This window comes from Acinetobacter sp. GD03645 (assembly GCF_029845285.1).
Lineage (GTDB): Bacteria > Pseudomonadota > Gammaproteobacteria > Pseudomonadales > Moraxellaceae > Acinetobacter > Acinetobacter corruptisaponis.
Genome location: NZ_JAOCLL010000001.1, coordinates 248,303 through 261,518, shown reverse-complemented (window position 1 = coordinate 261,518; position 13,216 = coordinate 248,303). Strand labels below are relative to the sequence as shown.

Annotated in this window: 11 protein-coding genes; 10 read left to right on the top strand and 1 reads right to left on the bottom strand. The window is 42.0% G+C overall.

Annotated features, from left to right (window positions below):
• Positions 1-4 precede the first annotated feature (4 nt).
• Entirely contained in the window at positions 5-829 is an 825-nt protein-coding gene (locus N5J47_RS01320) for an ABC transporter ATP-binding protein (protein ID WP_279958944.1), read from the top strand.
• Between the two features lie 166 nt (positions 830-995).
• Positions 996-1,928 (top strand): TauD/TfdA family dioxygenase, encoded by a 933-nt coding sequence (locus tag N5J47_RS01315; RefSeq protein WP_279958943.1) that lies wholly within the window; start codon positions 996-998, stop codon positions 1,926-1,928.
• 28 nt (positions 1,929-1,956) lie between these two features.
• Here N5J47_RS01315 and N5J47_RS01310 read toward each other — a convergent pair whose 3' ends face one another.
• The gene (locus tag N5J47_RS01310) at positions 1,957-2,574 is read right to left on the bottom strand and encodes a TetR/AcrR family transcriptional regulator (RefSeq protein ID WP_267979867.1); all 618 of its coding nucleotides are present in this window, start codon (positions 2,572-2,574) and stop codon (positions 1,957-1,959) included.
• 496 nt (positions 2,575-3,070) lie between these two features.
• On the opposite strand from N5J47_RS01310, the gene N5J47_RS01305 reads away from it, so the two are divergent.
• From N5J47_RS01305 to N5J47_RS01270, 8 genes are all read left to right on the top strand, one after another.
• Positions 3,071-4,033: a metal-dependent hydrolase gene (locus N5J47_RS01305; RefSeq protein WP_279958942.1), complete on the top strand. Its 963-nt coding sequence runs from the start codon at positions 3,071-3,073 to the stop codon at positions 4,031-4,033.
• 46 nt (positions 4,034-4,079) lie between these two features.
• Positions 4,080-5,051: a metal-dependent hydrolase gene (locus tag N5J47_RS01300; protein WP_267979864.1), complete on the top strand. Its 972-nt coding sequence runs from the start codon at positions 4,080-4,082 to the stop codon at positions 5,049-5,051.
• Between the two features lie 38 nt (positions 5,052-5,089).
• Positions 5,090-5,914, top strand: coding sequence for an SDR family NAD(P)-dependent oxidoreductase (locus tag N5J47_RS01295; protein ID WP_279958941.1), 825 nt, complete (start codon positions 5,090-5,092; stop codon positions 5,912-5,914).
• A gap of 83 nt (positions 5,915-5,997) precedes the next feature.
• Positions 5,998-7,518: an NAD(P)/FAD-dependent oxidoreductase gene (locus tag N5J47_RS01290; RefSeq protein ID WP_267979862.1), complete on the top strand. Its 1,521-nt coding sequence runs from the start codon at positions 5,998-6,000 to the stop codon at positions 7,516-7,518.
• Between the two features lie 361 nt (positions 7,519-7,879).
• On the top strand, positions 7,880-8,755 hold the full coding sequence (locus N5J47_RS01285) for a class I SAM-dependent methyltransferase (RefSeq protein WP_279958940.1): 876 nt from the start codon (positions 7,880-7,882) through the stop codon (positions 8,753-8,755).
• A 199-nt stretch (positions 8,756-8,954) separates the two neighbouring features.
• Positions 8,955-9,713: a LamB/YcsF family protein gene (locus N5J47_RS01280; protein WP_279958939.1), complete on the top strand. Its 759-nt coding sequence runs from the start codon at positions 8,955-8,957 to the stop codon at positions 9,711-9,713.
• Between the two features lie 31 nt (positions 9,714-9,744).
• Complete coding sequence (locus N5J47_RS01275) at positions 9,745-11,328, top strand: urea amidolyase family protein (RefSeq protein WP_279958938.1); 1,584 nt, start codon at positions 9,745-9,747, stop codon at positions 11,326-11,328.
• Complete coding sequence (locus tag N5J47_RS01270) at positions 11,321-13,051, top strand: biotin carboxylase N-terminal domain-containing protein (protein ID WP_279958937.1); 1,731 nt, start codon at positions 11,321-11,323, stop codon at positions 13,049-13,051. The genes N5J47_RS01275 and N5J47_RS01270 overlap by 8 nt, the downstream gene beginning before the upstream one ends.
• The last annotated feature ends 165 nt before the right edge of the window (positions 13,052-13,216 follow it).

Below are 13,216 nucleotides of genomic sequence, written 5' to 3'. Positions count from 1 at the left end.
AAAAATGACATCAATAAATGTCGGATCAGTAAAAATTAATCACCTGAATAAATCTTATGGTCATCATCAGAGCCATGAACTCAAGGTTCTGGATGATATCTCTTTGGATATTAAGGCGGGTGAATTTGTCAGTATTGTTGGGAGCAGTGGCTGTGGAAAATCCACCTTACTGCGCCTGCTGGTTGGATTGGACAGCCAGTTTGAAGGCAAGATTTTGGTGGATGGTCAGCCGATTGAGGGGACAAGTCTGGAACGTGGTATTGTGTTTCAGGACCACCGATTATTTCCTTGGTTAAATGTTCAGGACAATATTCGCGTTGCTTTATTGAATAGTAAATTGTCTATAGAAGAACAGAATCAACTTATTGATGAACACATTGAGCTGGTGGGATTAAGTAAGTTCAAGGAGGCTTATCCAGCACAGCTTTCAGGTGGGATGAGCCAACGTGTCGCCATTGCCAGAAGCCTGATCAACCGACCGAAAATCCTGCTGCTGGATGAACCGTTTGGCGCGCTCGATGCACTAACGCGTGCCAACCTGCAAAAGGAGCTACAACGGATTTGGCAAACTGAAAAAATCACCATGATTATCGTGACCCATGATGTTGAGGAAGCAGTTTTCTTGGGTGATCGTGTGGTGGTGATGCAACCGAATCCAGGACGTATCAAGCGAATCGTGCCTGTCAGTTTGGCCCACCCACGTGTACGTGAAGATGTTCGTCTTGCAGCTATTCGCAATGATATTCTGACTGATTTTAGCCATAATATTGAAGATCATTTACTGGTTGCACCGACCAAAGATTTTAATCAATTTCAGTTTGCCTGGTAATACTAGGCAAACTTTTTATAATCATAAAAAAGACTAAATTAATAAAAAAATATTGGTTCTTAAATTGCATAAATTAAATATATTTTAAAGCATCACTTAAATGGTGGCCTAACCTTAATTAATTAAAATTAAGTTTTTTAATAAAATGAGTTGACTGGAAAATAAAATGACTGCACTTACACAACTTTCAGCGGCAATTGAAAATGCACCACGCTGGCATGAATATCACAAGCATACTTTAGATACTGTACAGATTACTCCCATCAATGGTGCCCTGGGTGCGATTGTGACAGGACTGGACGCAGGAAAGCCGCAGAGTGCCGAAGTCATTCTTAAGCTAAAAAAGGCATTGCATGAGCATTTGATCTTGGTGTTTAAGGCACAGCAACTGGAGGACAATGACCTGCTTGCATTTGCCAGTTATTTTGGCGGGATTTTCCGTCCACCGATTGATGTGCCTGTTTTGGCGACACGCAATGATACCAATGCACCGCCTGACATTGTGCCTGTCTCCAATGCGGTGGGTGAGGGTGACTATACAGGGCATGGCGAACTAACCCCACATAGCGACCATCACTGGACCCCACAGCCATCCAGCGGTTCTTTGCTGTATGCCATTGAGTTACCCAAAGATGGTGGTGCAACCAGTTGGTACAACACGGTACAGGCCTATGAAGACCTGGATCAGGCAACCAAGGATGAAATCGAGGGCCTGCAACTGATTACCTATAACCCATTCTTGCGTTTAAAGGATAAAAGCCCAATTCCCAAATACCGTTTTTCAGATCAACCGATTTTAGGTGCGGCGTTTCCACACCCATTGGTGCGTACCCATTCTGAAAGTGGGAGACGCGGTATTTATCTGGATGCGCAGACTGAAGTGGAGGTAGTTGGCTATGACGACCAGAAAGGTTCAGCCCTGATTGAGCGTTTAAGGGCGCATATCGTGCAACCCAAATACCGCTATGAACACCAGTGGGAAATTGGCGATATTGTCTATTGGGACAACCAGTTGACGTTGCACTCCCGTACCGCCTTTCCTGCCGAACAACGCCGTTTGCTGAAACGTGTCAGTCTGGCAGGTTCAAGACCATTTTAAGCGTGTTGAAGTCAGTGAAAGCTGGCTTCTAGCTTTCAGCCTTAGCCAGTTCCGCATCAATATAGCTGATAATCATGGTACTTAGGCCTCTGACCATCTCATCAAAGCTGATTTGTGGATTGGGTAGGATCAGGTGACGTGCCACATTAAAGATACTGCTGTTAATACTGATATAGGCGGTAACGCTGAGGTTGTTGACCTTTAAGTATTTTGGATGGCGCATCATATATTTCATCAGCACTTCCATCAGCGCCATTTCAATCTGTCCAATGTAGCGCTCGTACTTGAGCTCAGTGGCATATCGGAGACAGATCAGGTAACGGTCATTGTCACGGGTCAGCAAGTCACGGAACGTATAGAAAATCATTTCAAACAGAGGTTCCAACTCCATTTCCACAATGATCGGGGTCAGCTCTTTCACCATATCCAATACTTCCTTGACAAAGGACTTGGCCATGGCATCGTAGATTTCTTCTTTATTTTTAAAATATTCGTATAAGGAACCCACGCTCACACCTGCAATATCAGCAATATGGCGGGTGGTGGTGCCACTGGTGCCATTGCTGGCGACAGCAATAAAACCAGCTTCAATAATGGTGTCTACAGTGACTTTGGATCGAGTTTGACGGGGTTTACGGGTAGCCATGACAGGTTATTTAAAAAATCCGAACATAACGTCAGATTAACATGGGGCAGCATCCTATAAAAGTCTTATGCCTGTAATCCGAACAAATAAAATTACACTGTTTTTAATATCCAGTTTTAAACTGTAATAAATGTAATCAAAAAATCGTCTGTCAGACCTATTCTATTTTAATTAATATTGTTTAAATTAAATTATATAATTGATTTTAATTGTTTAATTTTATATTTGTGAATAAGTGAAATTATTAGAAAGTAGAGTAAATACACTAATTTTTAAACTCAATATTTTCTTGAAATTGGCTGAATTTACCCGAATTGAATCCGAACATAAGATCGGTTTACATTGGTTGCAGTGGTAAATTAGGTTCAAAAATATCTCCCGAATATTTTTTCGTAACTTCAAAGATTGTTTTAGAGATACGAAAAGTGATGAACCTGATTCAGAGAAAGAATGTAAAAGGGCAAATGACGCTCAAGTGAAGTAGGTAGGTGTAGCCATGATTAGCAGCACATTAAAAAAAGGTTTAAGTCTGTTTAAATCTAACCCAATAACTGAGCAAATTGATTTTGCAAGTAAAAAAAGTATTCCAATTCGCCACTTGGCAATCGGGTTTGAAGGCAAGCAGGTTGATCTTTCATTTTATATGAACAATCAATTCGCCACCATTTTCTTCGCTACACTTTCAGTATTCTTGACCTATGGTGAAGATCTGGTGATTGAAACTGCACGTCATCACCGTGACCTACTCAAAGACCCAATCCTGAAACAGCGCGTGACTTCATTGATCGGTCAGGAAGCGATTCATTCAAAATTGCATAATGAATTTAACGATGCGATTGTTGAACTGGATTATCCAGTAAAACTCTATCGTTTCTTAGGCGAAAAATTCTTTGATCATATTTTCTTAAAATTCCCACAACCATTGAAACTCTCATTAATGGCAGGAATTGAGCATTTTACTGCTGTGCTCGCGGAATACATGATGGCACATGAACAGAACTTCTATTTCTCCGAGGATGCTAAGACACGTGCATTGTGGATGTGGCATATGCTGGAAGAGTCTGAGCATAAAGATGTGGCCTATGATGTTTATCAAACTCTAAATGGTAACTACGCACTTCGCATCGCAGGTTTCTTCCTTGCCTATTTCACTATTCTTGGTCTGATTCCATTCTCAGCAACAATGGTGCCTATCTTACGTAAACCACAGGAAATGCTGACAGCTAAATTTTGGAAAGATGCAAAACGTGGCGTGAAGTTGGTCTTTGGTCCAAAAGATGGTGTTTTTGGCAGTACCCAGGGTCGTATTTTTGATTATCTACGTACCGATTTCCATCCGAATGACCACGATGCTTCTGCTTATTTTGAATACTATGAGAAGAAACTCCTGTCAGAGGGCGGTGCGTTGCATCCATTCTTTGTAAAAGAATTTACACCTAAGGTTCAGAAAGTCGCCTAGATTTTTAAGGCTTCTCTTCCTACCTGATTTTTATAGGATTTAAAGAATGGTCGCTCAAGTGATACGTAAGGTTTCAGATAAGCTGAGTACGAAATATAGAGGGCTTATTCAGGAGCTGGCAAATAAGCCATCTATACCAATTCGCCACTTTGATTTTAAGTTTAATCCGACAGAATTAGATGAAAGGTTCTTTTTGAATAAAGAGCTGGCAACGTCTTATTTTCATGCATTATCTATTTTCTTAACCTTTGGTGAGGATGTGGTGATTGAAACTGCACGTCATCACCGTGATTTTATTGATGATCCTATTTTAAAACAAAGATTGACTTCTTTGATTGGGCAGGAAGCGATTCACTCAAAAATTCACAACCAGTTTAATGATGAAGTTTTGAAGGAAAATGGCTATCCAGTGGAGTTGCTTCGTGCGATTGCAGATAAGGTCTTTGAATACGGTATTTATAAACTGCCGCAATCATTGCAGTTGTCCCTAATGGCAGGAATTGAGCACTACACCGCTGTGCTGGCTGAATTTATGATGCAGCATGAAGACTATCTGCTTGGTTCACAAGATGAAAGACAGCGTGCAATGTGGATGTGGCACATGCTGGAAGAGTCAGAGCATAAAGATATTGCTTATGACGTATTCCTGGAGTTATCAGGTAATTACTGGCTCAGAATTACAGGTTTCCTATTGGCAAGCCTGACCATTCTAGGTGGGGTATCACTCGGTGGTTATCTGATGCCATTTATTCGTAAACCAAGCAATCTGGTGAATCCCCGCTATATGAAAGATATTGTGGAAAGCACAGGACTGCTATTCGGTAGTGAGCGTGGCGTGTTTGGTAGCAGTTTTATGCATATTTTGGAATATCTGCGTCCAAGTTTCCATCCAAATGACCATGATACGACAGCGTATATGGAATATTACAAAGAGCGATTGTTAAACCCTGAAACAGGATTACTGACACCGTATTTCCTGAAAGAATTTGTACCACCTGTACGTGCAGCGACTGCATAAGCTGGTCCATGTATATACGAGATGACTGGAAAACCAATATGAAATTATTTGGTAAAAAAACCAAACCAAGCCAAAAAGCATTTGCTGTGGTCACTGGTGCAGGAAGTGGGATTGGTCGTAGTTTTGCCCTTGAATTGGCAAAACGTGGTGGCACCGTGGTGTGCTCTGATATCAATCTGGATGCAGCAAAAGAAACAGTAGGTCTGGTTGAAGCACTGGGTGCTAAAGCCTTTGCAGTGCAATGTGATGTTGCTAAAGAGGAACAGGTGAATCAATTGGCTGAACAGGCTGAACAGTTGATGCAGAATCCTGTTACATTGGTAATTAACAATGCAGGTATTGGTCTGGGCGGTAAGTTTGATGAAATGTCATCAGAAGACTGGAAATGGTGCATGGATATCAACCTCTGGGGTGTGATCTACGGTTGCCGTGCCTTTGTACCGAAGTTCAAAAAACTGGGTCATGGTGCAATCATTAATGTTGCTTCAGCAGCATCGTATACCGCAGCGCCAGAGATGACCGTTTATAACGTCTCTAAAGCGGGTGTACGTGCCTTGTCTGAGACTCTGTCGGCTGAATTGAGAAAATCGAACATCAAGGTCAATGTGCTTTGTCCGACATTGGTTCCAACCAACATCATTAAAAATGGCAAGGTACCCCATAAAGGTCTTTTGGACTATGCCTTGACTAATCTGGCATTTACCACCAGTGACAAGGTTGCGAAGCTGACATTGGACCGTTTGGATAAGGGTGAGCTTTATACCATTCCGCAAATTGATGCCAAGTTGTTCTGGTTTATGAAACGTACTGCACCGAATTTATATGCAAAATTCCTAGGCACATCGTACCGATTAATGAAGTAAGCCCAGTCGGGTAAAAGATTTTGATGACTGAAATAAGGTGAACGATAGGCTTATTTCAGTGCAATAAATGAAAGGAAATTTTAATGACAGCTCAAGCAAAAAAATTAAATTCTGCTGACAAAAAAGCATTACCTCAACACATTTACGATACCTTTATCGTAGGTGCGGGCATTTCAGGGATTGCAACCGCAATTCGTCTTGATCAGGTGGGTTATAGCAACTACAAGATCATCGAGAAAGCAACCCGTGTGGGGGGCACATGGCGTGAAAACACCTATCCAGGTTGTGGCTGTGATGTACCATCAGCATTGTATTCATATTCATTTGCACCAAGTGCGAAATGGAGTCACTTGTTTGCTCGTCAGCCTGAAATTTTAAGCTATTTAGAAGAAGTCAGCGAAGATTTTGGTGTGAGTTCAAAAATCGAGTTTGGTACAGAACTGTTGGGTGCTAAATGGGACAATGAACGTAATTTATGGGTGATGGACACCAATAAAGGGCAGTTCCTGTCGCGTACTGCGATTTTTGCAACAGGTCCAATCACTGAAGCTCAGATTCCAAAACTGGATGGTTTAGACACCTTTAAGGGCGAAATGTTCCATTCAGCAAAATGGAATCATGATTATGATTTGACGGGTAAACGTATTGCAGTGATTGGTACGGGTGCGTCAGCCATTCAGTTTGTGCCACAAATCCAGCCAAAAGCTAAAGAACTCTATGTATTCCAGCGTACTGCGCCGTGGGTTGTACCAAAGCCTGATACTGATTTGGGTGATATCAGCAAAAAACTGATTGAAAAATTTCCGTTGATTCAAAAAACATGGCGCCAAACTGTTGCTCAATCATTGAATGCAATCAACTTTGGTTTACGTAATCCTGCCGTGTTAAAGCCAGTCGGTGAGTTGGCTAAACTGATTCTACGTTTCCAAATCGAAGATCCTGAATTGCGTAAAAATGTAACGCCAAACTTTACCATTGGTTGTAAGCGTTTATTGTTCGCTAACAATTATTATCCAGCATTGCAGCAACCAAATACCAAACTCATTCCACATGGATTGGTCAAGGTTGAAGGCAATACTGTGGTGTCTGCCAATGGTGAACGTCATGAAGTGGATGTGATCATTTGGGGTACAGGTTTTGAGGTGTCTCATCCGCCGATTGGTAAGCGTGTTGCCAATGAAAAAGGTGAGATTTTAAATGACCTTTGGAAAAGCAGTTCACCAGAAGCGTATTTGGGTACCAGCATTGAAAATGTGCCAAATGCATTCCTAGTGTTAGGTCCAAACGTACTGGTCTATGACTCATTCATTGGTTTGGCAGAAGCACAACTGGATTATATTGTTGATGGTTTATTGAAAATCAGAGACCAAGGCATTGCCAAGTTGAACATCAAGCCTGAAGTGATCAAGCACCATAATGAGTTGGTACAAAAACATCTTAAAACCACAGTATTTAATGCGGGTGGATGTAAGAGCTACTATCTGGATGCCAATGGCCGTAACTTTGCTGCATGGCCGTGGTCATTGAAGAAGTTGAAGCAACGTTTAAAACGTATGGACTTGAATGATTATCAGGTGACATACCAAACTGAAAAAACCAACTAATTTTAGATAAATCGTGAAAGGGCAGTAAATTTTATCTTAGGATGGAATTTGCTGCTTATTTTTTGCAAGATAAATAGGGTCTGTTGACATTTCACAGATGCTTGCGACAGAGGACATTTTTTAGACGGTACAAGGCATGGCTTATGCAATTTAGTCATTCTAAATAAATAAGACATAACGCCATAGTGGCAAAAAATGTCCCTGTCCCGTAGGGTTATGGCTAAAACTTCCCTAAACTGCGTTATGAAACTTGACAAGGGTATCGCCATTTCCTACGTTTCATGCCTTGTTTATGTCGTTTTAGCTGATAACGCAATGCATGGCTGAAACGTCAACAGACCCTAAAAATTAGGAAAGAAAGATGAAAGAAGGACAATCAAGCCGAACCGCTGAGGCTGCGGCAGCATTACGAGCCAATCATTTTCAGAATGCTGAAAATCCAGTGTTTTCTGATCCTTTTGCATTTGAGTTGACCAGTACAGGTTGGAAAAAATTACTAACGACACCACTGACAGTTAAAGTGATGAACTCATCCATATTTAACCGAACTTTGGGATTGTTGACAGGGCAGGTGGTTGGGCGTTCACGCTATGCTGAAGATTCCTTGCAACAGGCGATTCAACAAGGTATTCAGCAATATGTGTTGGTTGGGGCAGGCCTGGATTCATTTACCTTACGCCAGGTACAACAATATCCCAATCTCAAAATCTTTGAAGTGGATCACCCTGATACTCAGGCAGCAAAACAAAAAAAACTAAAAGAGTTTGGAGAAATCCCGACCAATGTTGAATTTGTGGCAATTGATTTTGAAAAAGAGTCGATTGCCGATGCCTTGGCTCGAAGCGGATTTCAACAGGACCAAGCTGCATTTTTCTCATGGTTGGGCACAACCCACTATCTTGAACCACAAACCACGCTATATACCTTGCAGAGCATTGCCAACATTGCGGCAGCCAATAGTGAGGTGGTTTTAGATTACTCCATCGATTATAGAGAATTGGATGGGGTGGAGCGCTTTGGCAGCTTGTTTGTTTCCCAATTTACCCGTTTCTTGAAAGAGCCATTAAAAGGGCAATTTAGACCAAAGGTATTACACCAAGAGGTTGAAAAAATGGGCTATGTTGTTGCGGAAGATTTATCGGGTGATGGGTTGAGTGAGCGTTATTTTCATAATCGCCCTGATCATATTCGTCATACCATTGCGACACGGATGCTACATTTGCGTTTGATGAAATAGGTTTCCTATGATCCTCTAGCTTCTATCTTTTGTGGCTAGAGGTTTTAAAATAATGATGACTTAAGTCTTAATTTTTCAAAACCCAATGATATTTTCAAACTATAAAAATGATAAAAATCAGTGTTATTAAACTGCCTGTTTGGCGTATATTGCTAAAGTGAGGACTTGTAAAAAAGAAAAGATGCGAGTGGAATGCAGTATGCAGATTGATTTAAACAGCGATTTGGGTGAAAGCTATGGTTCATGGAAAATGGGCAATGACGCGCAAATTCTTCCGATTGTCAGTAGTGCCAACATTGCCTGTGGCTTTCATGCGGGTGATCCGCTTAGCATTCTCAATACACTAAAACAGGCGGCTGAACTTAATGTAAGTGTGGGTGCGCACGTGTCCTACCCAGATTTGGTCGGTTTTGGTCGTCGCAATATGGATTTATCTTATGATGAATTGTTTGCTGATGTGCTCTATCAAATTTCCGCATTACAGGGCTTGGCACAAGTCGCAGGAACTCAGGTTGGCTATGTCAAACCACATGGTGCGTTGTACAACACCATTGCCACAAATTTAAATCAAGCCAAGGCGGTGATTGATGCAATCAAACAATATGATGCCAATCTGGTTCTGGTGGCATTGGCAGGTTCACCGTTAATTGAGTTTGCACGTGAGCAAGGTTTAAGAGTTGTTTCAGAAGCATTCGCAGATCGAGCCTATCACAGCAATGGGGCGCTGGTTTCACGTCGTCAAGCCAATGCCGTGATTCATGACGCTGAGCTTGTTGCGCAACGTGTTTTAGACATGGTGTTAAAAGGTGGAGTTGAATCAATCGAGGGTGAATTTACGGCAATTCAGGCAGATAGCATTTGTGTGCATGGGGATACTTTGGGCGCAGTGCAAATGGCGCAGGTGATTCGTCAGGCACTTACAGCCCATCAAATTGAAGTACGCCCTTTTGTAAACTAAATACTGTAATTAATGTGGAAAGAATGATGACATGCGGTTTTTATCGGTCAATCTAAATTGTTTTTTAATTGAGTTTTCCAGTTTAGAGGAAACCGTCGCAGCACATCATTTTTTACAGCATGCCCAGCATCCACATATTCAGGAAATAGTTCCAGCCGCTCGAACCATACTGGTTTATTTTGATGATTTATTCACGGATGCAAAAGCATTGATTCAATGGATTTCAGCCCAGAAAATCGATCAGGATTTTTTTAACTCAGGTAAAGAGGTGGTGATCAATGTTCGTTATGACGGTATTGATTTAGCTCATGTTGCTGAATATCTGGGTATTGCTATAGATGAAGTGATTCAAAGACATAGCAATAGTCGTTGGCAAGTTGCCTTTATTGGTTTCGCACCTGGTTTTGCCTATTTAATCAGTCCAGACCATCCTTTTGGCAGTATTCCACGTTTGGCTTCACCACGGAAAAAGATTTGTGCAGGCTCAGTTGGGCTGGCTGGTGAATATAGTGGTATTTATCCCAAAGACAGCCCAGGTGGTTGGCAGTTGATTGGTCAAACTGATGAGAAAATGTGGGATCTGCATCGACAACAGCCTGCCTTGTTACTCCCGAGTGATCAGGTTGTTTTTAACAACATCACTCAAAATCCAGTGCAAATTACTGTTCCATCTACGCCATTCATTGCTAATCAATTAATAGAAAAAACAGCCATTTTAAAGGTTAAAAGTGTTGGCTTGCAGGTTTTGATACAAGATCAGGGGCGGCGAAATGTGGCATCTCTTGGTGTGGGACAGGCAGGTGCAATGGATCGTACTGCCTATATAAGTGCCAATCAAATCGTTGGCAATCCTCACCATGCCGCAGTTCTGGAGATTCTTAATGGTGGGTTACGATTGCAAGTTTTGCAATCGACTGTGATTGCAGTGACAGGTGCACAAGCAGAACTGTCGATTCATTATGCCAGTGCGCATCAAGTAAAGGAAAACTTATATCAACCCATTGCATTGGATCAGGGCGATGAGGTCTATATTTCATCGCCGCAGGCTGGTATTCGGAATTATTTGGCTATTCGTTGTGGTATTGCGGTTGAACAGGTGCTAGGCAGTGCAAGTTATGATTCTTTGGCTGAGTTGAGCACACCGCCAATCAAGATGGGGGATGAACTTTATTCAGCCCAGTTAAAAACGCTGTCTGTCGATTTAAATCAATTGCCAGTATCGTTACCGAAAGTGGGTGATCAAGTCATGGTTGATATTGTCTTCGGGCCACGAACAGATTGGTTTACTCAGGATAGTCTAGCGTTACTGTGGGAACAAAGTTGGTTGGTGACGGCAGAAAGTAACCGTATTGGATTAAGACTATTTGGTGATCAACCTCTACAACGGCAACTGCATCAGGAATTACCAAGCGAGGGCTGTTGCACAGGTGCATTACAAGTGCCTGCAAATGGCCAGCCTGTACTGTTTATGAATGATCATCCTTTGACTGGCGGTTACCCAGTCATTGCTACGGTCGCACCTTACCATCTTGATTTAATTGCACAGCTTCCAGCAGGTTGCTCGATCCAATTCCGCCCAATTTCAGATTTTATGGACATCAATAACCATGAATAAACCACATAAGCTCTTGATTGCCAATCGTGGAGAGATTGCAGTTCGTATTATTCAGGCATGTAAAGACTTGGACATTCACTCAGTCGCCATTTATGCAGATGATGATGTAAGCAGTTTGCATGCCAGACTTGCAGATGAAGCATGGGCATTGTCTGGAGTGACAGCTAAAGAGAGCTATCTGGATATTGATAAGATTCTAAATATTGCCAGACATTCACAGGCAACCATGATTCATCCTGGCTATGGATTTTTATCTGAGCGTGCTGACTTTGCCCAAGCCGTGATTGATGCGGGTTTGATCTGGATTGGACCATCACCTGAAAGTATTGAGAAATTGGGCGATAAAATACAGGCGCGTAAAATTGCCCAATCTGTTGGCGCACCATTGGTACAGGGTACAGCGCAACCACTCAAATCAGCCAATGAAGCGGTTGCATTTGCACAGGAATATGGTCTGCCGATTGCAATTAAGGCGGCATATGGCGGTGGTGGACGTGGCTTAAAAGTGGCTTGGCAGTTGGATGAAGTTGCAAGCTTATATGAATCTGCGGTGCGAGAAGCACAGGCTGCCTTTGGGCGTGGTGAATGTTTTGTTGAGCAATATCTGGATAGACCAAGACATCTGGAAGCACAAATCATTGCAGACCAACATGGTCATGTGCTTGTGGTGGGAACTCGGGATTGTTCACTACAACGCCGTAATCAAAAACTAGTTGAAGAAGCGCCAGCACCATTTATTAGCCAACAGGTTTATCAGCAGTTGGTGCAGTCCTCAGTCGATATTTGTCGAGCAGCTCAGTATGTTGGGGCGGGAACAGTTGAATATTTATTGAGTCAGGATGGCAAGCTTTCCTTTCTGGAAGTGAATACTCGTTTACAGGTTGAGCATCCAGTAACCGAGCAAACAACTGGTATTGATTTAGTCGTTGAGCAGATTCAGATTGCTTTGGGGCAGCCACTTTCTATTCAGGAAACGCCAGAGCCACAAGGGCATGCGATTGAATTTCGCATTAATGCAGAAGATCCTGCACGTGGATTTATTCCCGCATTTGGTCAAATTACTCAGTTTAATCCGCCATCAGGGATTGGTATCCGTTTAGATACAGGTGTGATGCAGTCCAGTCTGGTGTCGAGTCATTTTGATTCTTTAATGGCCAAATTGATCGTGACGGGTGCTACACGTGAAATCGCCATTCAGCGTGCTAAAAGGGCATTGGCACAGTTTGAGTTGGAGGGGGTCGCTTCGGTCTTGCCATTTCATCAAGCGATTTTATCTGAACCTGATTTTGTCGATGAGTTTAAAGTGCATACCCGCTGGATTGAGCAGGATTACCAGAATGAATCTGAAGCTTATCCCCGTAGCCAGAAACCTAATCACAGTGAATTGCAACGTTACCCGATAGAGATTGATGGAAAACTTCATCAAATTGGCTTACCAATCGTGCTGTTTAGTCTTATCGGGTCACCGAAAGAAAACACATCTACTGATCAAGGCATGCATATTTCACAGCATGAAAATGATGTGTTGGCCCCAATCAATGGTGTGATTACTGAGTGGAAAATTCAGGAAAATGATCATGTCGAGCAGGGAAATGTGATTGCAATTATGGAAGCAATGAAAATGGAAGTGCAGGTAGTTGCACATCGTACGGGACAAATAAAATCGTTGGCAGCTTTAAACCAAACCCTAAATGCAGATACTAAAATTGCGGAGATTGTTTAGTATTTACCTACGTTAAATTTTAATAAATGATATTTCTAGAAGAAAATTTATATATTTTTATTGTGGAATATAATGGGGGAACCTATATATGCTAGATACAGGAAGATAATTTAAAACATGCTTGTGATGGCTGGTTAAAATCATTAAAACTGTCCAGAAAATAGA

Excerpts from the sequence above, each read along its gene's own strand:
- N5J47_RS01320 (WP_279958944.1), top strand. The coding sequence starts at position 5 with ATGACATCAATAAATGTCGGATCAGTAAAAATTAATCACCTGAATAAA.
- N5J47_RS01315 (WP_279958943.1), top strand. The coding sequence starts at position 996 with ATGACTGCACTTACACAACTTTCAGCGGCAATTGAAAATGCACCACGC.
- N5J47_RS01310 (WP_267979867.1), bottom strand. The coding sequence starts at position 2,574 with ATGGCTACCCGTAAACCCCGTCAAACTCGATCCAAAGTCACTGTAGAC.
- N5J47_RS01305 (WP_279958942.1), top strand. The coding sequence starts at position 3,071 with ATGATTAGCAGCACATTAAAAAAAGGTTTAAGTCTGTTTAAATCTAAC.
- N5J47_RS01300 (WP_267979864.1), top strand. The coding sequence starts at position 4,080 with ATGGTCGCTCAAGTGATACGTAAGGTTTCAGATAAGCTGAGTACGAAA.
- N5J47_RS01295 (WP_279958941.1), top strand. The coding sequence starts at position 5,090 with ATGAAATTATTTGGTAAAAAAACCAAACCAAGCCAAAAAGCATTTGCT.
- N5J47_RS01290 (WP_267979862.1), top strand. The coding sequence starts at position 5,998 with ATGACAGCTCAAGCAAAAAAATTAAATTCTGCTGACAAAAAAGCATTA.
- N5J47_RS01285 (WP_279958940.1), top strand. The coding sequence starts at position 7,880 with ATGAAAGAAGGACAATCAAGCCGAACCGCTGAGGCTGCGGCAGCATTA.
- N5J47_RS01280 (WP_279958939.1), top strand. The coding sequence starts at position 8,955 with ATGCAGATTGATTTAAACAGCGATTTGGGTGAAAGCTATGGTTCATGG.
- N5J47_RS01275 (WP_279958938.1), top strand. The coding sequence starts at position 9,745 with ATGCGGTTTTTATCGGTCAATCTAAATTGTTTTTTAATTGAGTTTTCC.
- N5J47_RS01270 (WP_279958937.1), top strand. The coding sequence starts at position 11,321 with ATGAATAAACCACATAAGCTCTTGATTGCCAATCGTGGAGAGATTGCA.